This window comes from Prevotella sp. RM4, from assembly GCF_000701965.1.
Classification (GTDB): domain Bacteria; phylum Bacteroidota; class Bacteroidia; order Bacteroidales; family Bacteroidaceae; genus Prevotella; species Prevotella ruminicola.
Genome location: NZ_JNKG01000007.1, coordinates 306722 through 332213 on the forward strand (window position 1 = coordinate 306722; position 25492 = coordinate 332213).

The 25492-nt window shown below is 50.7% G+C and carries 21 protein-coding genes and 2 tRNA genes; 14 read left to right on the forward strand and 9 right to left on the reverse strand.

The window, feature by feature from the left end; genetic code table 11:
* Nucleotides 1-58 precede the first annotated feature (58 nt).
* From T499_RS0102485 to T499_RS0102500, 4 genes are all read right to left on the reverse strand, one after another.
* Nucleotides 59-1252, reverse strand: coding sequence for a pyridoxal phosphate-dependent aminotransferase (locus T499_RS0102485; RefSeq protein WP_013063435.1), 1194 nt, complete (start codon nucleotides 1250-1252; stop codon nucleotides 59-61).
* Nucleotides 1253-1354: 102 nt separating this feature from the next.
* Entirely contained in the window at nucleotides 1355-2566 is a 1212-nt protein-coding gene (locus T499_RS0102490; protein ID WP_033149616.1) for a bifunctional 3,4-dihydroxy-2-butanone-4-phosphate synthase/GTP cyclohydrolase II, read from the reverse strand.
* A 30-nt stretch (nucleotides 2567-2596) separates the two neighbouring features.
* Nucleotides 2597-4585, reverse strand: coding sequence for an LptF/LptG family permease (locus T499_RS0102495; protein ID WP_013065150.1), 1989 nt, complete (start codon nucleotides 4583-4585; stop codon nucleotides 2597-2599).
* Nucleotides 4586-4672: 87 nt separating this feature from the next.
* Entirely contained in the window at nucleotides 4673-5077 is a 405-nt protein-coding gene (locus tag T499_RS0102500) for an START-like domain-containing protein (RefSeq protein ID WP_013063194.1), read from the reverse strand.
* A 143-nt stretch (nucleotides 5078-5220) separates the two neighbouring features.
* Here T499_RS0102500 and T499_RS0102505 point away from each other — a divergent pair.
* The 6 genes from T499_RS0102505 to T499_RS0102530 all read left to right on the forward strand — a co-directional run bounded on the left by T499_RS0102505 (nucleotide 5221) and on the right by T499_RS0102530 (nucleotide 10863).
* A tRNA-Met gene (locus T499_RS0102505) sits at nucleotides 5221-5294 on the forward strand.
* Between the two features lie 88 nt (nucleotides 5295-5382).
* Complete coding sequence (locus tag T499_RS0102510) at nucleotides 5383-6924, forward strand: glycoside hydrolase family 2 protein (protein WP_033149617.1); 1542 nt, start codon at nucleotides 5383-5385, stop codon at nucleotides 6922-6924.
* A gap of 15 nt (nucleotides 6925-6939) precedes the next feature.
* Complete coding sequence (locus tag T499_RS0102515) at nucleotides 6940-8202, forward strand: porin (RefSeq protein WP_033149618.1); 1263 nt, start codon at nucleotides 6940-6942, stop codon at nucleotides 8200-8202.
* A 43-nt stretch (nucleotides 8203-8245) separates the two neighbouring features.
* Nucleotides 8246-9355 (forward strand): 5-fold beta-flower protein, encoded by a 1110-nt coding sequence (locus T499_RS14005; protein ID WP_052173316.1) that lies wholly within the window; start codon nucleotides 8246-8248, stop codon nucleotides 9353-9355.
* Nucleotides 9356-9532: 177 nt separating this feature from the next.
* Nucleotides 9533-10054: a hypothetical protein gene (locus T499_RS0102525; RefSeq protein ID WP_033149619.1), complete on the forward strand. Its 522-nt coding sequence runs from the start codon at nucleotides 9533-9535 to the stop codon at nucleotides 10052-10054.
* Between the two features lie 116 nt (nucleotides 10055-10170).
* A complete protein-coding gene (locus tag T499_RS0102530) occupies nucleotides 10171-10863 on the forward strand; it encodes a hypothetical protein (RefSeq protein ID WP_157054480.1) in 693 nt (230 codons plus the stop codon).
* 60 nt (nucleotides 10864-10923) lie between these two features.
* Here T499_RS0102530 and T499_RS0102535 read toward each other — a convergent pair.
* A tRNA-Pro gene (locus T499_RS0102535) sits at nucleotides 10924-10996 on the reverse strand.
* A gap of 85 nt (nucleotides 10997-11081) precedes the next feature.
* Nucleotides 11082-12164, reverse strand: a complete 1083-nt coding sequence (pelA, locus tag T499_RS0102540; RefSeq protein WP_033149621.1) for a pectate lyase — start codon at nucleotides 12162-12164, stop codon at nucleotides 11082-11084.
* A gap of 168 nt (nucleotides 12165-12332) precedes the next feature.
* Here pelA and T499_RS0102545 point away from each other — a divergent pair, with 168 nt between their 5' ends.
* The 5 genes from T499_RS0102545 to tsaE are packed head-to-tail and all read left to right on the forward strand — an operon-like array spanning nucleotide 12333 to nucleotide 18690.
* Entirely contained in the window at nucleotides 12333-13583 is a 1251-nt protein-coding gene (locus T499_RS0102545; RefSeq protein ID WP_033149622.1) for a 3-phosphoshikimate 1-carboxyvinyltransferase, read from the forward strand.
* Nucleotides 13584-13607: 24 nt separating this feature from the next.
* A complete protein-coding gene (locus T499_RS14580; RefSeq protein ID WP_157054481.1) occupies nucleotides 13608-13802 on the forward strand; it encodes a hypothetical protein in 195 nt (64 codons plus the stop codon).
* Between the two features lie 47 nt (nucleotides 13803-13849).
* The gene (locus T499_RS0102550) at nucleotides 13850-16669 is read left to right on the forward strand and encodes a type IX secretion system periplasmic lipoprotein PorW/SprE (RefSeq protein ID WP_033150132.1); all 2820 of its coding nucleotides are present in this window, start codon (nucleotides 13850-13852) and stop codon (nucleotides 16667-16669) included.
* 17 nt (nucleotides 16670-16686) lie between these two features.
* Nucleotides 16687-18246, forward strand: coding sequence for a T9SS response regulator signal transducer PorX (locus T499_RS0102555; RefSeq protein WP_033149623.1), 1560 nt, complete (start codon nucleotides 16687-16689; stop codon nucleotides 18244-18246).
* Between the two features lie 30 nt (nucleotides 18247-18276).
* A complete protein-coding gene (tsaE, locus tag T499_RS0102560; protein WP_033149624.1) occupies nucleotides 18277-18690 on the forward strand; it encodes a tRNA (adenosine(37)-N6)-threonylcarbamoyltransferase complex ATPase subunit type 1 TsaE in 414 nt (137 codons plus the stop codon).
* A gap of 29 nt (nucleotides 18691-18719) precedes the next feature.
* Here tsaE and trxA read toward each other — a convergent pair whose 3' ends face one another.
* Nucleotides 18720-19034 (reverse strand): thioredoxin, encoded by a 315-nt coding sequence (trxA, locus tag T499_RS0102565; protein WP_033149625.1) that lies wholly within the window; start codon nucleotides 19032-19034, stop codon nucleotides 18720-18722.
* A gap of 64 nt (nucleotides 19035-19098) precedes the next feature.
* Complete coding sequence (gene dnaE, locus T499_RS0102570; RefSeq protein WP_033149626.1) at nucleotides 19099-22830, reverse strand: DNA polymerase III subunit alpha; 3732 nt, start codon at nucleotides 22828-22830, stop codon at nucleotides 19099-19101.
* A 143-nt stretch (nucleotides 22831-22973) separates the two neighbouring features.
* Between dnaE and T499_RS0102575 the strand changes: the two genes are divergently transcribed.
* The 3 genes from T499_RS0102575 to T499_RS0102585 are packed head-to-tail and all read left to right on the forward strand — an operon-like array spanning nucleotide 22974 to nucleotide 24765.
* Entirely contained in the window at nucleotides 22974-23663 is a 690-nt protein-coding gene (locus T499_RS0102575; protein ID WP_033149627.1) for a phosphatidylserine decarboxylase family protein, read from the forward strand.
* Between the two features lie 27 nt (nucleotides 23664-23690).
* The gene (locus T499_RS0102580; RefSeq protein ID WP_033149628.1) at nucleotides 23691-24374 is read left to right on the forward strand and encodes a CDP-alcohol phosphatidyltransferase family protein; all 684 of its coding nucleotides are present in this window, start codon (nucleotides 23691-23693) and stop codon (nucleotides 24372-24374) included.
* Nucleotides 24375-24381: 7 nt separating this feature from the next.
* Nucleotides 24382-24765: a DUF4834 family protein gene (locus T499_RS0102585; RefSeq protein ID WP_033149629.1), complete on the forward strand. Its 384-nt coding sequence runs from the start codon at nucleotides 24382-24384 to the stop codon at nucleotides 24763-24765.
* A 4-nt stretch (nucleotides 24766-24769) separates the two neighbouring features.
* Here T499_RS0102585 and pyrH read toward each other — a convergent pair whose 3' ends face one another.
* A complete protein-coding gene (gene pyrH / locus T499_RS0102590) occupies nucleotides 24770-25480 on the reverse strand; it encodes a UMP kinase (RefSeq protein ID WP_013065609.1) in 711 nt (236 codons plus the stop codon).
* Nucleotides 25481-25492: the final 12 nt, after the last annotated feature.

A 25492-nucleotide genomic window follows, 5' to 3' on the forward strand; every position in this document is an offset into this window, starting at 1 on the left:
TAGCAAAATAAAGCGGAATACAAGCCTAATTAATACATTTTAACTATGAATTTCCGAATTATTTTAGTTTTGCTACCACTTCTTTGATGCGCTTCATTGCTTCTACGATGTTTTCATCGCTCAAAGCATAGCTCATTCTGAAGCATTCAGGGTCGCCAAACGCATCACCACCAACGGTTGCTACGTGACCTTTTTCCAACAAATACATAGCAAAATCGGTAGAGTTATTGATGGTTGTCTCACCATCGCTCTTGCCAAAGAAACTGCTGCACTTGGGGAACAGATAGAAGGCGCCCTCGGGCACGTTTACCTCCAGTCCGGGGATGTCCTTAGCCAGCTTGACAATGAGGTTACGGCGGCGCTCAAATGCCTGGCGCATATCCTCTACGCACTGCTGGTCGGCTACGTAAGCAAACTCAGCGGCCTTCTGGCTTACTGAGCATGGACCACTGGTATACTGGCCCTGCAGCTTGTTACAGCCCTTTACAATCCACTCTGGGGCGGCAATGTAGCCAATACGCCATCCTGTCATAGCATACGCCTTTGATACACCGTTTACGATGATGGCGCGCTCCTTCATGCCTGGGAACTGGGCGATACTCTCGTGCTTGCCGATATAGTTGATGTGCTCGTAGATCTCATCTGCCAGCACAAACAGGTCGTCGTGCTTCAGGATTACATCTGCCAGCGCCTTCAGTTCAGCCTTGCTGTACACGCTGCCTGTAGGGTTGCTGGGCGAGCAGAGGATAATCATGCGTGTTTTGGGGGTGATGGCTGCCTCGAGCTGCTCGGGAGTCATCTTGAAGTTCTGGTCGAAACCGGCCTCTACGAACTTTGGTGTACCACCAGCCAGCAGTACCATCTGGGGATAGCTTACCCAGTATGGGGTGGGGATGATCACCTCTTCGCCGTCGTTAACAAGAGCCATTACGGCGTTGCACACGCTCTGTTTGGCACCGTTGCTTACCAGAATCTCGTTTACAGTATAGTCGAGCTGGTTCTCGTTTTTGAGCTTAGCTACGATGGCCTTGCGCAGATCGGGATAACCTGGTACTGGTGAGTAACGTGAAAAATTGTCGTCTATTGCCTTCTTAGCAGCTTCCTTAATAGCGTCGGGGGTATTGAAGTCGGGTTCTCCAACACTCATGTTAATAACATCGATACCTTGCGCCTTCATTTCGGAGCTTTTCTGAGACATTGCCAGCGTGGCCGATGGAGCCAGACGCTGCAGACGATTAGATAATTGTGCCATATGATTAAAAATTTTGTGCAAAATTACGCATTTTATTTTTGAATACGAAATAAATGTGCCACTTTTTCACTTTCCTAAGGTGAATTTGCGACAAATTGTGAGTTATTTCAGGTGGAGCGTATGTCCCATACGGTTCTTCTTGGTCTCCAGATAACGCAGATTGTACTGGTTGGGAGTAACCTCGATGGGTACGTTCTCGATAATCTCAAGGCCGTAAGCCTCCAATCCCACGCGTTTCACGGGGTTGTTGGTAAGCAGGCGCATCTTGTGCACACCGATGTGGCGCAGCATCTGGGCACCGCAACCATAGTCGCGCTCGTCGGGCTTAAAGCCTAAGTGCACGTTGGCATCCACGGTGTCCAGTCCCTCTTCCTGAAGCTTGTAGGCGGCAATCTTGTTCATCAAGCCGATACCACGACCTTCCTGCTGCATGTAGATCACCACGCCCTTGCCCTCTTTCTCGATGGCCTGCATGGCCTTGTGCAGCTGCTCACCACAGTCGCAACGCTTGCTGCCCAGGATGTCGCCAGTCATACACGATGAGTGTACGCGTACCAGGATGGGCTCGTCCTCCTTCCATTCGCCCTTAATCAGCGCCATGTGCTCCAGACCGTTGCTCTTCTGACGGAAGGGAATCAGGCGGAAGTGACCGTATTCGGTTGGCATGTCCACCTCTTCGCCCACCTCAATCAGCGATTCCTTCTTCAGTCGGTAGGCAATCATATCTTTAATGCTGATAATCTTCAGATTCCACTCCTTGGCAAAGGCCATGAGCTCGGGCATACGGGCCATGGTACCATCCTCGTTCATAATCTCCATCAGTGCACCTGCAGGATAGAGTCCTGCCATACGACACAGATCGATGGCGGCTTCGGTATGTCCACTACGACGCAGCACACCGTTGTCCTGGGCGTAAAGAGGATTTACATGTCCTGGGCGTCCGAATGTCTCGGCTTTTGATGTTGGGTCGGCCAGTGCCTTGATGGTTTCGGCACGGTCGTGGGCACTTACACCTGTGGTGCAACCCTCCAGTTTGTCGACTGTAACGGTAAAGGGTGTACCCAGAACCGAGGTGTTGTCCTGCACCTGATGTGGCAGGTCGAGCTCCTTGCATCGCTCAATGGTGATGGGAGCGCAGAGCACGCCACGTGCATGTTTCAACATGAAGTTCACTTTCTCTGCTGTAATCTTCTCGGCAGCGATAATCAGGTCGCCCTCGTTCTCGCGGTCTTCATCATCCACTACAATTACGAACTCACCCTGCTCGAAGTCCTTTACGGCCTCTTCTATGCTGTTCAACTTCATCTCTTCCATTTTCTTACACCTTATTTATATATATAGTAGTTAATCCTTATGTTTTCTTGTCTCAGAATCACGCACCAGTTCGGCTATAAATGGCATGTTCTCCAAATCTTCCATGGTTTTGGGGGCGGGTGCCGCATATACGGCCACGCGCTCAAGTACCCACTGGTTGGTTTCGAGAATGCGGTTCAGATCCTTGCGCAAACGCAGGCGGAAACGGCACATGCGACAGTAGAAGAATATGCCTAATGGCAGAATCAAACCCGAAATAATGTTGAGCCACTTGCGGCGGAACGGACGGGTGTGGGCATGGGTGGCCACTACGGGGTAGTGGTTCAGGTAGCCCAGTATCTGTGCGTCCTTGGTGTTGGCCAAGTCGTCGATAACATCTTCCAGCTGACCCACAATCTTCTCGATGGTCTGGTCGTCGCCAGGACGGAAGAATACGTGGATGGGGTTAGGCAGATGCAGCAGCTTGTGCTCCTCGCTGTACTGCTTGATCTGCTCGCTGATCTGCAGCAGGTGGTACGAGTCGAGTGCGTAGATAGGATCCTCGATAATCACCTCCTTGCGATAGATGTGGCGATGGGTGCGCAATCCCAGAATGCGCATAAACACCTGCTTGTACATATCGATGTTGAATACCACCGAGTCGTTGTTAGCCTTGTAGGTAAAGAAGCAGGCGATAGGGGCCAGTACCACGGTTGATATCGTCATACCGTACCACACGGTCCACTGGTCGTCGCGTGCCATCTTCTGTCCGGTACTGTCCAGAATGTAGTACACAATGAATACCAATACCGAAATAATAACTGGTACGCCCAATCCACCTTTGCGGATGATAGCACCCAATGGAGCTCCGATAAAGAAGAATATGATACAGGTGAGTGCCAGCGTGAACTTAAGGATGGCCTGAATCTGGTGCGTACGGAAATAGCGATGCAGACTGTTGGCATAAGCGCCCTTCATCTCCAGATCGGTAGCACACGACTGTGCACTGTTGAGAGCTGTCTGCAGAACCGATTTTTTCTTGCCATCGTTCAGCTTCGTGAACATCGAGTCGAGCGATTCGTTGTTCTCGGCTACCAGCTTTGATATCTTGACAGAGTCGCTGGCCGATACCTCGTTGGTTCTGAAGTAGAACCGCTTACCATCTATGTAGTACGATCGGCCCACGCTGTCGTTAAACTCCTGCAGCGAATCCTTATCGTGCATAATCTTTCCTAAGCTCTTTGCACGCGCATCGCCGGCAATATCGTTGATATCGGCCATGCTGAAGTTGTTGTCAAAGTCGAGTACAATGCGCTTGGTAACAAAAGTCTCGCGGCGGTAGGGTACATCGGCTGTACCTGCCAGGTCCTGCGAGCGCATGTTCTCGTTCCACACGCCGTTATACAGTGTAAGCAGCAGGTGCTTCTTTTCGGCTGTACTCTGCATCATACCCGAGTCGGCCAGGATGATGGCCTGATCCTCGTAGCTGCCCGTCATGCGGTAAATCATAATGCCGTACAGCATACCTGTGTTCAGGTCTTTCTTCTGTACGTAGATGTTCGAGCCTGGGATACCGTCGTAGAACACGCCCTCGGGGATTTCAAGTTCAGGGCTCTTTTGCTTCATACCCAGCAACAAGCGGTAGAAGTCCTGATTGGCTCGTGGACCTACCACGTTCTGGAAGTAGAACGATATGCCTGCCATCAGCACCGATATGATGATGAGCGAGCGGAATGCCTGCATAAGTGATATGCCTGCAGCCTTGATGGCTGTAAGCTCCGAGCTCTCACCTAAGTTACCAAAGGCAATGAGCGACGACAACAGTATGGCCAGGGGGAATGCCTGAGGCATCAGCATCAAGCCCATGTACCAGAAGAACTGGGCCATCACCTCAAGCGAAAGACCTTTACCAATCAGCTCATCGACGTAGCGCCACAGGAACTGCATCATCAGCACAAACTGGCAGATGAAGAACGTTCCTACGAACAGTAAGCCGAATTGTTTGGCTATAAATATATCTAGCTTCTTGATTCGAAACATTTGCTATTTTGCAATTTTGGCTGCAAAATTACAAATAAAAATTAAGAATCACACCTTATTTATAATATTTTTATCTTTTTCACCTTTTCACAGTCCGCTGGCACGGTGCAGACGGTCGAGGCTGCTCTCCCACAGAATTTTCAGTCCATCGATATCATCATCGTCGGCAAAATCTGTAATCACCAGATTCAGGTTGTGGGTCAGATCGCTCTTCTGTATGCTCATTTCCCAGTATGATTCGTCGTCTTCCTCGTCCTCGTAGTCCCATTTTAAACGGATGTGGTCGTGCTTGATAGCGTCAACTACGTGTGCCTGTCGCACATCCTGTTCTGTCCAAGGCTCTCCCCAGGTAAAGGTAAAAACTCCATCCTCTTCGTTCACGTGGTCGGCAAACCAGCGCTCCAAACCGTGAGCGCTACTAATCTGTTCCCAGATGATTGCTGGCGAAGTTGTGGCCAGTGGATATTCGATGTCTATTTTCTGCTTTCCCATATGTTTTTGGGTTAGAATTACTGATTTTAGTCTTGTTTTATGCGGCAAAATTACAAATTTTCTGCGAAATACAAAACTTTTTGCCGAAAAATTTTGGTGGTTCCAAAAAAATGTGTACCTTTGCACCCGCAAATCAGCAATGAGGCGGGATAGCTCAGCTGGTTAGAGCGCATGATTCATAATCATGAGGTCCCCAGTTCAATCCTGGGTCCCGCTACAAAGAAGGCAGTTAGATTTCAAGTCTAATTGCCTTTTTTCTTTGTTTTTTCTTTGTTGGTACAGAAAAAAGCCGTATATTTGCGCCCATGAAACAGATTATATCTACCATAGCGTTCTTGGTGCTTGCTTTACAGGCCGCGGCGCAGGATGTGGTCAGGTTGCTCCAACCTGCGTATGCCGACAGTGGTGCCGTGTATCGTCAGAGTGTGTATGTACCGCAGAAGTGGGATAAGTGCCGGGTGGTGCTTTTCCTCGAACGTCCGTTAGGCGCTACCGCCGTTAAGGTTAACGGGGTAGAGGCAGGCAGTGATACCTTGGTTAATTATCCCCATCAGTTAGATATTACCGAACAGATTGTAGCTGGGCAGCGCAACACCGTCGAGGTGAGCGTGGCTGGGCACGATGCCCATGGCGTAATGGGTAACATCGAACTGCGCTCGCAACCACGAAGGTTATATATTAATAAGGTGCGTACGCATCCTCGCCCCTTTATGGGTACGGTGGGTATCGAGATCGCCTTAAGCGGACAGTCGCCCGATTTTGGCTTCTACAATGTGCAGACGATGATTCAGCGCGAGGGCGTTGATACTGCTAAGATTTTTGTGGATGAGCGCGAGGTGCGTGGAAGCTACATGCAGTACGATGCGCTGGTGATGGATGATAATCGCCTGTGGGACGAGTTCCATCCTAATATCTTCCGTCTGGCCCTTGGCGTGGGTTCCGATTATCAGGAGTACACCTTTGGTATGCGCGAGGCAGGTGTGGTAGATGGTAAACTGTACCTGAACCGCCATCCTGTTTATCTGCGTGGCTGTGTGATGGATGATTATTTCCCCCTTTGGGGCAGCATGCCGATGGACGAGGCTACGTGGATGCATATTATGCAGCGCCTGAGCGACTACGGACTAAACCATGTGCGTTTTCGTGGCTATTGTCCGCCCGATGCTGCTTTTAAGGCGGCCGATAAGGTGGGCATGTATCTGCAACCCGAGGCTACCAGTGTGGCTGATATGAACCGATTGACCGATACTTATGGTCATCACCCGTCGTTGGTGCTGGTAACGCTGGGGCAGGATACCTATGTGTATAACGATCGTGTGCTTACCCCTGTTACGCTTAATCAGTGTACCATTGTGGGGCCCGATATGATGGCTTACAAGCAGGGCATCGAGCGTGTGCTGCTTAGTGGCGATAGCGTACACTACCTGCTGACGGGTATCTGCGATCGCCAGAATGATTTCAGTGGTGTGCTGCATGGCCGTTGGGACGATACCGACAAGGCGCCCTTGCGCCAGTTCAACCAGTTCTGTCGTGCCATTGTGCCTTTGGCCAAACTCCCGCAATCGGTAGCTGCAACCGATACGCTGCGTGTGCCCGTTTATGTGTATAACGCCATGTATGGCAATCTGCAGGGTGTGCGTACCAGCTATTATCTGGCCGACGAGTCGGGTAAGGTGCTGGCTGGCGGATTGGTGGCTAATGGCGATGTGCCGCTCGATACCCTTCCGCAGCTGGGCGAGGTGGTATTACCCCTCGATTCTATCCAGGCACAGGGCAAGGTGATTCTGATGATTACCGTGGGTAGCAACGCCGTTCGAAATCAATGGGATTTGAACATCAATGAATAACTATTACGATATATCATGAACAAAGCACTATTATCATTTGCCTTGTTATGCGTGGCTTTAACGGGCCACGCACAAGGCGGAAACACAGGTATGGGCGGCGAGGATGGCGACTACCAGAGCCTGATGGAACGCCTGGCAAAGGTCGAGAAAAAGCACGATATGCTGGATGTTTACATCAACTATGCCGCCAGCGCTCAGGCTCGTGAGGCCACGGGTAGCTCGTGGCAAACCCGCTTTGCAAACAAGGAGTTGCGCCTGGAACTGAAGGGCAACCTTACTGATAAACTGTTTTATCGTTTGCGCCACCGTTTAAACCGCAGGAACGATGCGCAGGGCTCCGACAACTTCTCGAAAGCCACCGATATTGCGATGGTGGGCTATAGTTTCAGCGATAAGGTAACGCTGATGGCGGGAAAAATGAGTCAGATATGGGGTGGATACGAGTACGATGCCAACCCGATGTTTGTATATCAGTACTCTGATATGCTGGACCACATGGAGATATTCCAAACGGGTGTAACACTCTCGCTGAAACCTGTGCCAACGCAGGAGTTTGCGCTGATGGTGAGCGATGCCCACAACGGTTCGCTCGAGGATTACTATGGCAACGATGCGATAGTGGTTACCGATAATGGTGATTACCGCCTCCTTGAGCGGGCCAACCATCCGCTCACGTTTATTGCCAACTGGAATGGTAGTTTCTTCGATAACCAGTTGCAAACGCGCTGGGCGTGGGGTATTCAGAAGGAGGCCCAGGGCAAGTACTCGCGTATGATTACCCTTGGTCAGAAGCTTAATCTGCCCCAAGTACAGTGGTATGTGGATTATATGGCCGAGTTCGACGATCTCGACCGCCTTGGTATCGCCACCGAAGATTTGGCTGACAGATTTCAGCCCCAGATATATTACTATGAGTATGGTTATCCTATCAATGATTTTGTATATCATCCTTATGAACCAATGAACCTGCACTGTGGCAAGGTACACTACCATACATGGATTTCAAAGCTTAACTGGCAGTTTGCACCCCAGTGGAACCTGATGCTGAAGGGTACTTACGAAACTGCCTCGATGCAGCAGGTTGAGCGCTATAAGAACTATCGCAAAAGCATCGGATGGGCAGGTGCGATTGAGTACTATCCCGATAAAACGCAGGATTTGCGTGTGTTCCTGGCCTATCAGGGACAGAACATCAACTACAGCAAGGACTCGGCCCTTGGTGGCAAGCATTCCAACCGCATAGAGCTGGGCTTTATGTATCGCATCAAGTGCTATTAATTTTATTATTTAATCTATAACCCATTACTATTATTATTTACTTATGAACCGTAAAACTTCATTCATTGCACTGGCCTTAGTGGCCATGTTTGCATGCAGCACGCCAGCTCAGGCTCAGTGGGGCGGACTGCTTAACAAGGCGCGCAAAGCCGCAGGTATTAAAACCAAGCAGGAGAAAGCCGTAGAGGCCGAACAGCAGCGTAAGGACTCTGTAGCAAAGGCTGCAGCAGCCATTACTACCACCATTCCGCAGGCAGCCGAGAGCGGTGCCCCTATCGCTATCAAGTGGGGTAACTCTACCATCGGTACATGGGACCCCGTTAAACTCGAGATTACTTTTAATCAGACTTACGATGAGGGCGAGTTCGCCGGTCAGAAGGTTAAGTATATCCTCGACCCCGCCACAGGTAAGTTTACCAGCCTGAACGGTACCCCCAAGGGCTCTATCAGCAACGATGGTACCATCGAGAGTCCTAACTTGGGTACGATTAAGCTTGATACCAAGACCAACGAGGTATCGATGGATGGCGAGGTGATAGGTCGCGTAACCAAACTACGCGCCTCGTGCTATGGTACCGATTTCGGACAGCTCGAAGGCCATGTAAGTCCGCTGTTGGTGGCCTATATCTTCCATGGTGCGCTGATATCTAAGAATCAGGTGCAGGGCTGGAAGGAAGCCGAGGTTAAGCGTACCGAAGAGGCTAAGGCCCGTGCCGCCAAGGAGAAAGAGGAGCGCGCTGCCCGCCAGGAAGCCGCCAAGAAAGAGTGGGCCGAGCTGAACGTTACCATCGAGGATGGCTCATTCCGTACCATCGGCCGCATTAAGAGCAATGGCACTATCGAGGACGGTTCATTCCGTACTATCGGTCGTGTTCGTCTGGATGGTACTGTTGAGGATGGCTCGTACCGCACCATTGGTCATATCAGAAGCAATGGTACCATCGAGGATGGTTCGTTCCGTACCATTGGCCGCTTTGATGGTCGTCTGTTCGAGGATGGTAGCTTCCGTACCGTAGGACGTATGAGCGGTAGTACCGTCGAGGATGATTCGTTCCGTACCATCGGTCGCATCAAGGGTACCTCAAACAAAACCCTCCTTGCCGCCTGCTTCTATTTCTTCTACTTTAAAGCCCAGGCAGAGTCAAAGAAATGATGATGTGCTGAAATAACCAATCAAATTTTTGATTGATTGGGCATGGGTGCAATTTTGCACCCATGTTTGTTTTTGGACGTATTTTTGAGTTCGCATAAGTTTTTTGGCGAAATATTTGGTGGGGTTGAGGGAATGTGTTATCTTTGCAGCGCTTAATGAAACTGAATTTTACAAAGGATGACAAAAGAAATCTACGAAAAGAAACATCTGTTCGCCGCTGCGATCGATGCGGTGTACATGCTGGTAGGCTTTGGGTTTGTATTGTTCATGATGATTATGATGCCTACGTTCAAGAATTCCGCTTTCGAGTCGGAGTGGATTCGCATCGCATTAATTGTTGTGATGGAATTACTGGGTGTAATTGTGCTGATATTGGCACCTCGTAATATATGGACACGATACAGCCGCTACATTGATTTGTGTATAGCCAGGCGCCCAGCAGTAATCATCGGCGACGATAAGTTGCAGTTTTATTCGTCAACCGACGAGTATAAGTGCTATCGTTGGGACGAAATCGAATGCTTTAAGTATGCTCATAGCAGAATGTATAGTACCATCCAGCCTGTATTAAAGGAGAGTTGGCGCAATCCTAAGTGGTATGTATGGCTGTTTGCCTTTTGTACCCATGCCATCCGTACCGACCATCTGGAAATGGCGGAGGATGAGCTGTTGAACGAACTTAACGCTCACTTGCGTTAGTAGCGGTGAAAACTATAGGGATTCCCCTACTAACGGGTAGGGGATTTCTTGTATCTTTTTTCCAAACAATGATTACCTTTGCGGCAGAAATTACAAATTAAAACTAACTTACAATGATGAAGAAACTGATATCAAGCCTGTTGATGGCTTTTGTATGTGTAGGCGCTATGGCCGAGCAGGATACGAAGGAGTACAAGACTTTCGTTAAGAACGATCACCATGTGTTTTATTGCACGCACAATGGTATACTTGTGGTGGTGGATCCAACCGAAGGCGGCATCTTTGAACCAAACATTACTGTTATCAACGAGAGTGGTCACGACTTTGTGTTCGAACCTAAGAAGATTAAGGCATATGCCTATGCTATCCCTGGCATTAACTCGAAGTCGGCTCGCTATCGTACAGAGCGCTTCTTAGCTAAGGGCGATACCTTAGGTTTCGACAAAGATGAGCTGGTTGTTTACACTCCTGAAAAATACAGCAAGAAGCGAACCAAAACGATGTGGTGGAGTGATTTTATTGGCGAGTTGGTTGTGGCTGGCGTAGAGAGTATTGGTACAAATGATAAGCGAACCGAATACTGGAATGATGTACGTCGCGATCGTCGCATACAGGATGCCGAAGATGCACGTCAGTTGGAGAAGGCTCGCATCAGTGAAGGCTATTGGCGGGCCAATACCATCTTCAACTACTCGGAGCACGAGGGCTTTATTGCCATTAAATCCGTTCATACGCAGTACCTGATTCTTGATATCCCCGTGGATGGTGAGAACTTCCACTTCCTGATTGACAACAACAAGAAGTACTAATTGCGAAAGGAATACAAAACAAAAAAGCGAGGGAATCTTTCGATTCTCTCGCTCTTTGTGTCGGGATTACTGGACTCGAACCAGCGACCTCGCGCCCCCCAGACGTGTGCGCTACCAACTGCGCTAAATCCCGATCCGTTTTCGACTTGCACCCAGCCGTTATCGCCGAATGCGGGTGCAAAGGTACGCAGTTTTTTTGAACTGACCAAATTTTCGGCCTATTTTTTACTCTTTTCCCACTTATTTTTCCATTTTTCGTACTTTTCATACAGCGTTGCTGGGCGGTCGTTGTACCAGCTGTAGCCATTGCGGCGCTCTGGGCCGATGTCCGAAAGGTGCTTGCGGGGCATGCCATCGCGGTCGCATACAAACGGCTGGCAGTTCAGCAAGTCGTAGAATCGTGCCCATAGTGGACCGGCTTTGGGGTCGGGTACCAGTCGGGTGTCGGCTCCTGGTTCCCCCTTCTTACCAATCTTCACAAGTCGGTAGCCTGTAATCTTATTCTTCTCAAACCAAGCCATAGCGCTGTTGATCGAGCGGCGTACTCGCTCGTCGGGGTGGGGCAGGCTCATCAGGAATCGTACGATGGCGGCACTCTCCATCGAGCAGTATGATGGCAGCTCGTAGGCGCGGGCATAAGTAGGGTAGAGTGTCTTGCGGTCGTGCTGCTGGCACCAAACGGTCAGCGTGTCGTCAACCTTTATCTGCGTGTTCAGAATGCATTCAATACCTTTCTTAAACGACTTTTCGATCTGTGCGTTCAGCTTCTCGTCGCTTAATCCGGCATACTGCTCTTTACCATTCAGTATGTCGCGCATCATGGTCAGAATATTCACAATAGCATCGTCGTTGTAGGTTATCTGCACCTGATAGTCGCGCTGGGTTGGCCAGAACTGTGGCCATCCGCCGTTTTCGTACTGTCCATCCAGAATGTAGTTTACACCCCTCTTGAAAGCCTCGCGATAGTGCTCATCCTTGGTCTGCTGATACAATCGTGCCAGGAAGTTCATCTGCATGGTGGTAGCACCGTTGTCGATTGTCGAGTCGTCGGTCACCTGCTTATCCTTGATGATCACCTCGCGCTGCTGGTTGGAGAGTGGTGTCACCATGTCGACGTTCTTGGGCCAGCCGCCCGTGTTGCGCTGCCAAATCAGTAGCTGGTCGCCGATACGGCGAGCTTCTTCGGTTTTGAAAAACTCGGGATTCTTTTCTTTCAGTACCTTGTCACTTTGTGCGTTAGCTGGTACGATAGGCATGAGGCCAATGATGGCTGCCAGTAGAGTAGTCTTAATGTAGTTCATACTATTTTAAATTGTTTTGTTCGTGGGTGCAAAAGTACAAAAAGATTACGAAACCGCACAAGGATTAACACACATTAAGAGGATAATAGTAATAAAATGTGTAAAAATGAGCGCTTAGTGCCCGAAAATGCGTATCTTTGCATGCAATTAGAACGACATATACAAGAAATGAAGCAATATAAACTTACGGCACCTGAACGTTTGGCTCAGACCATCCAGTTGCCAGCATCAAAAAGCATATCCAACCGTGCGCTCATTATCTATGCCCTTAGCAGAGGTCGTAATCTGCCTCAGAACCTGAGTGATTGCGACGATACCGAGGTGATTATCGAGGCGCTGCGATACATGCCCGACGAAATTAATATCAAAGCTGCCGGTACCGCCATGCGATTTATGACGGCCTACCTGAGCGTGATGCGCGGCACCCATGTGATTACTGGTACCGAGCGCATGCAGCACCGTCCCATAGCTATCCTGGTTGATGCCCTGCGCAAGTTGGGTGCACAGATAGAGTACGTAGGGCAGGAGGGATTCCCACCCCTTAAGATCACTGGTCATAAGCTGCAGGGTGGCGAGCTTTCTATCCCTGGCAATGTGAGTTCGCAGTACATTTCGGCGCTGCTGATGATTGGTCCGATGCTGGAGGATGGACTTACGCTGCAACTTACAGGCGATATCATCTCGCGCCCTTATATCGACCTTACGCTGTGGATGATGGGCGAGTTCGGCGCCGAAGCCAGGTGGAGTTCGGCCGATACCATCACCGTGGCCCACAAGCCTTATAAGAGTCGCGATTACTTTATCGAGAGCGACTGGAGCGGTGCCAGCTACTGGTATGAGATGGTGGCACTGAGCAAGGATCGCGATGCCGAAGTAAAGCTGACGGGACTGATGGACGGTTCGATGCAGGGCGATTCTACCACCCGCTACATCTTCAGCCTGCTGGGTGTGAAGACCACCTTCGAAACCCAGAAAAAGGGTATCCCGCAGATGGTGACACTGAAGAAGAACGGTCGTGGCGTGGGTAAGTTGGAGTACGACTTTGTGAATGCCCCCGACTTGGCGCAGACCTTTGTGGTTACCTGTGCCGCACTCGATATTCCTTTCCACTTCAAGGGCCTCTCAACCCTGAAAATCAAGGAGACCGACCGTATTGCAGCCCTGAAGAAAGAGATGCTGAAGTTGGGCTACGTGATTCACGATGCCAACGACAGCGAGCTGTACTGGGATGGTGAGCGCTGCGAACCCGACCTGCAGGCTGGTATCGACACTTACGAAGACCATCGCATGGCATTGGCTTTTGCACCCTATGCTTTGCGCCAAGACGGACTGATTATCAATAATCCGCAGGTTGTCAGCAAGTCGTACCCGAAGTTCTGGGACGACCTGAAACTGGTAGGATTCAACATTGAAGAATAAAAACTAACACAATTATTTTAGACGATGACGTTTGCATTAGTATGTATAGGCATGTTGTTGGCGCTGGGCCTGATAGCCTTGGTAGCCAACTGGTTTGATAAGAGCGATGATGTGATTGAGCAAGGTCACGACTGCTCTACCTGCACAGCTGCCGACGAGGGCTCGTGCAAGATACACTGCCTGCTTGAGGAGAAGAAACAGAAGAGTATTAGTGAATAGTGATTAGTGAAGAGTGAATAGTGAGATGGAATGGGCGATATATGGGCATGGTGTTGGTTGTCGCGTTGGTGGCAACCATGGGCTTTGCGCAAAACAAAAACACCGCCAAGAGCTGGTTCTGGCACGCCTTCAACGCCCGCTATAATACCTATTATAATGGTCACATGGCCTTTCTGGATGGAAATTTGGAGAAAGAGAAAGGCCACAAGGATAACTTTACCGAACTGTTGCCGCTTTACCCCGTTGGCAACAAACTGAGTCGCGACATAGGCAAAGCACATTACGAGCGAACGGTTGAGAAGATGGAGAAAGCCATCCAGCGCCACACCATCAAGGTGAAGGGGCGCGAGCAGAACCCGTTTCTGTGGAAAGCATGGCTGATGCTTGGTAAGGCACAGTTCCAGATGGGACAGTTTGAAGAGGCCGCCGCTACCTTCTCGTATATGGCACGCCTGTACTTGGGCGATCCTGCCCGCAGCGGACTGGCCCGTGCGTGGCTGGCCAAAAGCTACACTATGTTGGGCTGGCGATACGATGCCGAGGACGTGATTCGTAACATGAGTCGCGACTCGATGGATTTCCGTGCCGTTAAGGATTGGGATTACACCTACGCCAACTATTACATCAGCGTGGCTGATTACCCCAAGGCTGTGCCTTATCTGCGTAAGGCCATCAAGCACGAACGCCGTAAAACCCAGCGTGCCCGCGAGTGGTACCTGATGGGACAGATACAGAACCTGATGGGCAACCAGCAAGAGGCTTACAAGGCTTTTGCCCGGGTGATACGCTGCAGTCCGCCTTACGAGTTGCAGTTTAACGCCCGTATAGCCCAGACCGAAGTGCTGGCCAAGAACAACGGTAAGCAGATGATAGGTAAGCTGAAGCGCATGGCCGCCAACGATAACAATGCCGAATATCTTGACCAGGTGTACTATGCCATCGGCAACATCTATCTGGCACAAGGCGATACCCTGCAGGCCATCGGCGCCTACGAAAAGGGTAACCAGAAATCTATCCGCAATGGTATCGAGAAGGGTGTGCTGCTGCTTACCCTTGGCAATCTGTATTGGGAAAAGGAGAAATTTGCCGATGCCCAGCGCTGTTATGGCGAGGCTATCGGACTTCTGGATAAGGACCGCAAGGATTACGACGAACTCTCGCGCCGCTCAAAGGTGCTCGACGAACTGGTACCTTATACCGAGGCTGTGCATCTGCAGGATTCGCTCTTGCAACTGGCCAGGATGGGCGAGAAAGAGCGCCTGCAAGCCATCGACCGCGTGATAGTAGAACTGAAGAAAAAGGAAAAGGAGGCCCGCGATGCAGAGCTGGAAAATACCGCTAATACCCAGCAGACATTTAATCAATCAAATTTTGGATCGATTAACCAACGCGCTGTGCCTCAGTCAGTTGGTGCCCAGCAGACAGGTGGCGCATGGTACTTCTATAACCCCACGGCTGTGAGTCAGGGTAAGGCTACCTTCCAGCGCGAATGGGGCCGCCGAGAGAATATTGACAACTGGCGCCGCAGTAACCAAACCGTACTCCGCCAGCCATCGAGCGAAGCTGATAGCCTGGCTGTAGTTGACAGCGTGACCATCGTGACGAATGACAGCACCAAATCCACTGCCCCCGTTGATAGCACCGCTCTCGATCCGCACAACCGTGCCTACTATCTGGCGCAAATCCCATTCAGCGATGAGCAGCAGGCCGCCTGTCACGATATCATCAAGGATGGGTTGTTCCATGCCGGTATCATCCTGAAGGATAAGATGGAGCGCCTGAACATCAGCGAGCGATACCTGCGCCGACTGACTACCGATTATCCCGACTACGAGCACAACCCTGAGGCGTGGTACCACCTATGGCTGCTGTACTCGCGCCAAGGTCGCACAGCCGAGGCTGCCGAGTGCCTGGCCCGACTGAAGGCCGACTACCCCGACAACGAATATACATTGCTGATAGCCGACCCGTACTATGCCGAGAATGCCCGCTTTGGCGAGCAGATAGAGGATTCGCTCTATGCCGCCACCTACGATGCCTTTAAGCACGATGAATTCCAGGTGGTAAAGCAGAACACAGAACTGTCGGCCACCCGCTTTGCCCAGGGCGCCCACCGCGATAAATTTGTGTTTATCAGTGGCTTGAGCCTGCTGAACGAAGGCGATGGCGATGGCTGTCTGGAGCAGTTGCAGCAGGTGGTAGAGAAATACCCCGACAGCGAAGTGAGTGCGCTGGCAGGTATGATTATCAAAGGTGTACAAGATGGTCGCAAGCTGCGTGGTGGTAAGTTTGATATCGGCGACGTGTGGACCCAGCGCGACATTGTGCTGAAGCGTGATTCTACCACCACCGATACCCTGAGCACCGACCGTGGCTCGCACTACCTGTTTATGCTGGTGTATCAGCCCGATTCGGTAAACCAGAATCAGCTGCTGTTCGAGTTGGCACGCTATAACTTTACCAACTTCCTGGTGCGTAATTTCGAGATTCAGATAGATCAGGACGGCGAGCTGAACCGCATGCTGGTAAGCGGATTCCTGAGTTACGACGAGGCCCTGCAGTATGCCCGTATGCTGTACGACAACGAAACCCTGCGCCGATACACGGCCCGCACCATGCGCCTGATAGTTAGCGAGCAGAATCTGCCCCTGCTGGGCACCCAGTATACCTACGACGAGTACCAGCAGTTCTACGAGCGCGAGCTGGCACCCATGCAGGTTAGCAAGGATAACCTGCTGATAAACCCCGAGGCGGTGGATGCGCCCGATATCGAAGACGAGCTACCAGCCAAGCCCGCCGAGCAGCCCGCACCTGCCACGCAGAAAAAGCAGCAGAAGGTGCTGGATTTTGATGATGATTTTTGGTAAACAACAGATAGAGATATATGACAAACGGATTACTACTTTGGGTAGATGATGAGATTGAGCAACTCAAGGGCCACATCATGTTCCTCGAGAAGAAAGGCTATGAAATCGTGACCGTTAGCAACGGTACCGATGCTCTCGATCTGTGCCGTCAGCGCAACTTCGACCTGGTGCTGCTGGATGAGCAGATGCCTGGTATCAGCGGACTCGAAACCCTGCGCAAACTCAAGGAGATTAATCCCTCGATCACTGTGGTGATGGTTACCAAGAGCGAGGAGGAGAACATTATGGAGCAGGCCATCGGACAGAAGATTGCCGACTACCTGATAAAGCCCGTAAACCCCAATCAGATATTGTTGACGCTCAAGAAGAATATCCACCGCCGTGCCATCGAAACAGAAATCACACAGAGCCAGTATCAGCAGAACTTTCAGCAGATAGCCATGCAGATAATGGACTGCAAAACGTGGAATGATTGGGTGCAGGTGTACAAGCGCCTGGTACACTGGGAGCTGGAGCTGAGTGCCACCGAAAGCACTATGACCGAGATGCTGCAGATGCAGAAGGAGGAGGCCAACAACGGCTTTGCCAAGTTTATCAAGAAGAATTATCTGGATTGGATAGCAGGTGGGGGAGAGAAGCCCGTTCTTTCGCCCGAGATATTTAAAACCAAGGTGTTCCCGTTGCTGAATGCGGGCGAGAAGGTGTTCCTGGTGGTGCTCGATAACTTCCGTTACGACCAGTGGCGCGTGCTGTCGGGCGAACTGAGTGCCTACTTTGATATCGACGAGGACATGTATTACAGCATTCTGCCCACCGCCACGCAGTATGCGCGCAACGCCATCTTCAGTGGTTTGATGCCTAACAAGATACAGGAGATGTCCCCCGACCTCTGGGTGGATGAAGACGAGGAGGAGGGTAAGAACCTGAACGAGGAACCGCTGATTCGTACCCAGCTGGAGCGCTATCGCCGTAAGGAGACTTTTTCTTATCACAAGATAAACACCCAGGCCGATGCCGACAAGCTGATGCAGCAGATGCAGCAGATAGAGAAGCACCCGCTGAATGTGGTGGTGTTTAACTTTATCGACATGCTGAGCCACGCCCGTACCGAGTCGAAGATGGTGCGCGAGCTGGCCAACAACGAGAGTGCCTACCGTTCGATAACCCTGTCGTGGTTCCGCCATTCTGTCATCAGCGATTTCTTCCGCCAGCTGGCACAAATGGATTGCAAGGTGATTGTGACCACCGACCACGGAAGTATACGTTGTACCCAGCCCGTAAAGATTGTGGGCGATCGCAACACCAACACCAACCTGCGCTACAAGTTGGGTAAGAACCTGAGTTACGATGATGATAAGAGCCTGCTGGTTATCAAGGATCCGCGCAAGGCCATGTTGCCACAGCCCAACCTCTCAACCAGCTACGTGTTTGCCACGGGCGACTCGTTCTTTGCCTATCCCAACAACTATAATTACTACGTATCGTACTATCGCGACACGTTCCAGCACGGAGGCATCTCGATGGAGGAGATGATTGTGCCGCTGATTACGCTTAAGGGTAAAAAGGTAAGAAGGTAGAATGTAAAAATGAAAAAATGTAAAAATATTATGGAGATTAAGATTAACAGTTTAGAGCAGATCGGGGATGCCGCCCGAGAGTTTATTGCCCAGATGGGCGACCGTCGTGTGTTTGCCTTTTATGGTAAGATGGGTGCCGGAAAAACCACGTTTATCAAGGCCGTTTGCGAGGCTTTGGGGGTAGAGGATGTGATTACATCGCCCACCTTTGCCATCATCAACGAGTACACATCGGGCGAGGGTGAGAGTATCTATCACTTTGATTTCTACCGTATTAAGAAGTTGGAGGAGGTTTACGACATGGGCTACGAGGATTATTTCTACAGCGGTTGCCTGTGCCTGATAGAGTGGCCCGAGCTGATTGAGGAGGTTCTGCCCGAGGATGCCGTTAAGGTGACTATTGAAGAAAAAACCGACGGCAACCGTGTGGTTACCGTCGGCTAATTAAGTGATATGTTTGGTGCAGGTCGGAGTTACACCAGAGCTTCGAACTTCTCTTCGAACTTACCCTTCGACTGGGCACCAATCAGTTTATCTACAACCTCACCATTCTTGAAGAACAGAATGGTAGGAATGTTTCGGATTCCAAACTCGGCGGCGAGGTCTTCGTTGTCCTCAACGTCGCACTTGCCAACCACGATCTTACCGTCGTACTTAGCTGCCAATTCTTCGATAATGGGAGCCACCATACGGCAGGGACCGCACCAAGTAGCCCAGAAATCAACTACCAAAGGCAGGTTACCGGCCTTCAACTCTGCAAAGTTTTCTTTTGTGATTGTTACTTCCATCTTAATCTTGTTTAATTATGTGAATACTATGTGAACTATCTCGTTACCAGCAAATTGCGTGCCATTAATTAATACTGTATGCCAAACCGTCGTGGGTGTTAATGTAATCGATGAGCTTATTCTTCACGTCGATACCCTCGCGTTTGCTACGCAGTAGCACGTGATGCTTACCACTCGAGTCGCGCAACTGGAAGAACAGTTTGGTCTTACCCGGGTTCTCGTTTATCAGCTCCGTCAGGTCGTTCACCAACTCGTCGTTCACATGGTCGGTCATCAGCGAGATGGTGATGCGGTCGATGGCGCGCTCCTTAATGGTCTGCAGGAACTCTACACCGCCTATTTTCAGGTCTTTCGGGCCATTTTCGTTGTACATAAATCGGCTCTTAACCTTACCCGTTACATACACCGAAGCACCGATTGAGAACATACCTGCGCGTTGCCCCCATTCCTCGCCCATCATGAAGATTTCGCCCGAACCGTCGAAGTCCTCGATGGTAACCACACCGTAGGGTTTGCCCGTTTTGGTAAAGCCTGTTTTCTGGGCCGTTACAATACCGCCCAGTATCACATCCTCGCGGTCTGCCAATTTGGCGATGTCTGCCAATTCTGTACATTTGGTGTTGCACAGGTTGTCGAGGATAATCTTATATTCGTCGAGCGGATGGGCCGACAGATAGATACCTACCAGCTCGCGCTCCTTGTTCAGTCGTTCGATGTCGCTCCAGCGGATGTCGTTCTTGGGTGGCTGAGGCTGAGCTATCTCCACACCCTCGCCAAACATGCCGAACAGCGAGTTCTTCATCTCGGCCTGCTCCTGCTGGTACAGCTGTCCGTAACGGCACAGCATCTCAATAAATGTCTCGCCCTTGGGGTTCTTGGCAAAGTAATCCTCGCGACGGATACCGAAGCTGTCGAAACCACCGCTCAGTGCCAGCGATTCGAAGGCCTTACGGTTCACAGCCGAGAAGTTTACGCGCTGGGCAAAATCGTAGATATCCTTGTACGGACCGTTTTTCTCGCGCTCGTCGATAATCGAGAGTGCAGCCGAATCGCCCATACCCTTGATGGCACCCAGACCGAAACGGATTTCGCCATGATGGTTCACACCGAACTTCTCGTACGACTCGTTCACATCAGGGCCCAGCGTGGCTATACCCATCTGCTTGCACTCATCCATCAGCTTGGTGATTTCGGTAATCTGGTCGCGGCGGCGGCTCATGATGGCCGCCATGTATTCGGCAGGGTAGTTGGCCTTGAGATAAGCCGTTTGATAGGCCACCCACGAGTAGCAGGCAGCGTGCGATTTGTTGAACGCATACGATGCAAACTTCTCCCAGTCGGCCCAGATCTTCTCCAGCACCTTCGGGTCGTGACCGTTCTTCTTACCGCCCTCGATAAACTTAGGCTTCATGGCGTCAACAATATCCTTTTTCTTCTTACCCATGGCCTTACGCAGGGCATCACTCTCGCCTCGGGTAAAGTCGGCCAACTGACGTGAAAGCAGCATCACCTGCTCCTGATATACCGTAATACCGTAGGTATCCTTCAGGTACTTCTCCATGCAGTCGATATCGTAAGTAATGGGCTCACGGCCGTTCTTACGGGCGATGAACGATGGGATATAGTCCATAGGTCCCGGGCGATACAGGGCGTTCATGGCAATCAGGTCTTCGAACACCGTGGGGTGCAGCTCGCGCAGGTACTTCTGCATACCTTGCGACTCGAACTGGAACGTACCTACGGTGCGGCCTTGCTGATAAAGTTCGTATGTCTTAGGGTCGTCGATGGGGATGGTGTCCAGATCCACATCGATGCCGCGTGTTCGCTTGATGTTGGCGCAGGCCTCCTTCAACTCCGACAGGGTTTTCAGACCCAGGAAGTCCATCTTGATCAATCCGGTAGATTCAATTACGTGTCCGTCGTACTGCGTACAGTTGGTCTTGGTGCCCTTAAAGTCGGGGTCATCGGCCGTTGACACTGGCACGTGGTCGCTGATAGGGTCGCGACAGATGATGAATCCGCAGGCGTGGATACCAGTACCGCGCACGGTGCCCTCCAGCATCTTGGCATACTTCATGGTGTTGGCAATATGCGGGTCGGTAGATGCTTCGGCCTCCTGCAACTCGGGAACAGCCTTGATGGCGTTGGTCAGGTTCATCTTCGGCGTCTTGCCATCTACTTCGGGCAGTCGGTCGGGGATGGCCTTACACAGGGCGTTTGATATAGCCAGCGGCACATTCTCTACACGGGCTACGTCCTTGATCGAGTTCTTGGTAGCCATCGATGCGTAGGTAATGATATGTGCACAGTTCTCGTGCCCGTACTTATCCATTACCCACTTCAGCACTTTTCCGCGGCCGTCATCGTCGAAGTCGGTATCGATATCAGGCAGCGAGATACGGTCGGGGTTCAGGAAACGCTCAAACAGCAGGTCGTATTTCAGAGGGTCGATCTTGGTGATACCCAGGCAGTAGGCTACCACACTACCGGCAGCCGATCCACGACCGGGACCTACCATCACACCCAGCTCGTCGCGGGCCGAGTTGATAAAGTCCTGCACAATCAGGAAGTAGCCCGGGAAACCCATCGTCTTCATAATGTGCAGCTCGAATTTTACGCGCTCCTCAACATCCTTTGGTATGGGGTTGCCGTAGCGTTTCTCGGCTCCTTCGTAGGCCAGTTTGGCCAGGTAGTCGGCCTCGAACTTAATACGGTATATCTTGTCGTAGCCGCCCAGCTTCTTGATTTTCTTCTCGGCAGCCTCAGGGTCCAGCGGGTTCTGTCCGTTCTCGTCGGTGGTAAACTCCTCAAACAGCTGCTGCTCGGTAAACTTCTGTCGCCACTCCTCCTCGGTACCGAAACTCTCGGGGATAGGGAAGAAGGGCATAATCGGGTCGGCATCCAGACTGTAGGTTTCCACCTTATTTAATATCTCCACGGTGTTGGCCAGCGCTTCGGGCACATCGCTGAAGATGTCGTTCATCTCCTGCTGGGTCTTGAACCACTCCTGCTTCGAGTACAGCATACGTGTGGGGTCGTCCAGGTCCTTACCCGTGGCCAGACACAGCAGGTGGTCGTGGGCCTCGGCATTCTCCTTGTCCACAAAGTGGCTATCGTTGGTACACACCAGCTTTACGCCGTACTCCTTAGCCAGTTCAATCAGCACCTTGTTGGCCTGCTGCTGCAGGGGGAAGGTTTCGCGGTTGGCGCGAATGTTCGGGTCGGTCACCTCGTGGCGCTGCAGCTCCAGATAGTAGTCGTCGCCCCACAGGTTCTTGTGCCATTCTATGGCCTTACGGGCACCCTCGATGTCGCCTTTCAGGATTTTGGCAGGCACCTCGCCGGCAATACAGGCCGAGCACACAATCAGATCTTCGTGATACTTCTCCAGCTGCTTGTGGTCGGTACGCGGACGGTTGTAGAAACCATCCACCCACGAGTTACTTACCAGCTTAATCAGGTTCTTGTAGCCATGCTCGTTCTTGGCCAGCACTATCAGGTGGTATCCACCCAGGTCTTCCTTGCCTTCTTTCAGCATCATGTCGCCTCGGCGTGCCACATACATCTCGCAACCAAAAATGGGCTTAAAAGGTTCAAGTCCGTCTTTTTTACGCTGTTTGTTCACACCGTTGCATATGTCGTGAAATTCCTTAATGCCGAACATGTCGCCGTGGTCGGTAATGGCCATACCCTTCATGCCATCGCCGATAGCTTTGTCTACAAGCTTTTTGATACTCGACTGTCCGTCGAGTATCGAGTAATATGTATGTACGTGCAGATGTACGAAATCTTCCATCGTTTTCTCTTGAAATGCTTATTTTTGTGGTCCAAAGTTACGCCGATTTTTCGAGATTACCAAAAGAAAAACGTGAAAAGTTTGTAATTCTCGTATAAAAGATGTACCTTTGCACCCAGAATTGAAACAATCGAAAGTAACTGATGGGAGAAAGAATAAAGAAACTCAAGAAGATTAGAATACATCGCGAGGGTACTAACGAGTTGACGCTCAGTGCCTTGGCAATTGTCGGCATAGGCTCATTACTGTGGTACGGACTGGAAACAACCATTCCGTTCTGGATTTTTGTGGCTGTGTTTGTTACCGCATGGTTTATTGCACTTAACTTTTATCGTTGCCCAATCCGCTATTTTAATGGCGATACCGATAAGTTGGTGGTGGCTCCTGCCGACGGAAAGATTGTAGTGGTTGAGGAGGCCGAAGAGAATACCTATTTTCACGATAAGCGACTGATGATTTCGATTTTTATGAGTCCGCTTAACGTGCATGCCAACTGGTATCCGGTTGATGGTAAGGTAAAGTTTGTGAAGCACTTTAACGGCAACTATCACAAGGCTTGGCTGCCCAAGGCCAGCGAGGAGAACGAGCATGCCGACATTATGATTACCACTGCCGACGGTCAGGATATCCTGGTGCGCCAGATTGCTGGTGCCATGGCTCGCCGTATCGTTACTTACGCCAAGGATGGCGAGGAGTGCTATATCGACGAGCACCTGGGTTTTATTAAGTTAGGTTCGCGCGTAGATGTGTACCTGCCACTTACTGCCAAGGCTACCGTTACAATGAATCAGCCAACCACTGGCGATCAGACAGTCATCGCCAAATTGGCTTAATGTCCAATGGTCAATGTTCAATGTTCAATGATTAAGAAGCATATCCCTAACACGATAACCTGCTGCAACCTTATTTCTGGTTGTATCGCAACCTATTTCGCTTTCCTGAGCGATTTCGAGATGGCGTTGCTGTTTATCATCATTGGTGCAGTATTCGATTTCTTTGATGGTATGAGTGCCCGTTTGTTGGGTGTTTCATCGCCCATTGGCAAGGAGCTCGATTCACTGGCCGATGACATCACTTTCGGTTTTGCACCGTCGGCTATCGTGTTCAGTTACCTGAAAACACAGGAGTTGCCATTGCCATATCTGGAGTACACCGTATTCCTGATGGCTGCTTTTTCGGCACTCCGTCTAGCCAAATTTAATCTCGACGAACGTCAGGCCACAGGATTTATCGGCCTGCCAACCCCTGCCAATGCATTGTTCTGGGGTTCGGCTATTGTTGGCTTGCAGCAGCACTGCATCTATTACGACTGGCTGAATCCTTCTATCCTTGGCTGTGTGTATTGCAGTTGTTATCTGCTGATTGCCGAGATACCTATGTTTGCACTGAAATTCAAGCACTGGGGCTTTAAGGGCAACGAAATCAAGTACATCTTCGTAATCTCTTGCATCCCCCTGTTGCTTTTCCTTGGTGTTAGCGGCTTTGCGGCCATCATTGCGTGGTACGTTCTGCTGTCTAAGATTGCTAATGTAACTAAAAAGTAGAAAAAAGATGGTCTTTATGAAGACTTTTGTGGCCTTTATTGTGTTTGGCTTCATTGCCCTGGCTGTTATCGCTATCATCGTTATTAACGTGTTGTATCGCAACATGAAGCGTATGCGCGAGAATGTTGAGGATTATATGTACCGCCGCGGTCGTCGACAGGAGGCAAAGGAGCGTAACCCCTTTGGCGAGGATTATTTCAAGAGCAGTCGCAAGCCAGGCTCGCAGAGCGCTGGTAAGGGCGGTGCCAATGCACAAGGTGGACCACAATATAAAACCACCCGTAGAACAACTACGAGTGGTGGTGTAACTATTGTAGACGAGCGCCCCGATGAAAAGAAGATTTTTGAAAAGGGCGACGACGAATACGTTGAGTTTGAAGAGGTGAAATAGTACCTTAGTTGTGAACTAAGGTACCAATCTGTTCGCCATCCATTACCTTTTTAAGATTGCCTACTACGTCCATGTTGAATACGTAGATGGGCAGGTTATTGTCCTGACACATGCAGATAGCTGTAAGGTCCATCACCTTCAGTCCGCGTGCCAGCACCTCTTTGTAGGTAATATCCTCGAACTTGGTAGCTGTAGGATCCTTCTCGGGGTCGGCAGTGTAGATACCATCCACGCGGGTGCCCTTCAGCATCACGTCGGCCTCAATCTCAATACCGCGCAGGCTGCTGCCAGTATCGGTGGTGAAGTAGGGCGAACCTGTACCGGCTGAGAAGATGCACACGTAGCCAGCCTCCATTGCCTCGATGGCCTTCCACTTGGTGTAGAACTCACCGATAGGCTCCATGCGGATAGCGGTAAGCACCTTGTTCTTAACACCCACAGCACCCAGAGCCGAGCTCAGTGCCAGCGAGTTGATAACGGTGGCGCACATACCCATCTGGTCGCCCTTTACACGGTCGAAACCCTTCTGTGAGCCCGAGAGTCCACGGAAGATGTTACCACCACCAATCACGATACCAATCTGCACGCCCATGCCTGCTATTTCCTTAATCTGATTGGCGTAGTCGCTCAATCTCTCAGGGTCGATACCGTAGCCCTGCTTGCCCATCAGGCTCTCGCCCGAAAGCTTTAACAGAATTCTCTTAAATCTTGCCATCTCTTTAATTTT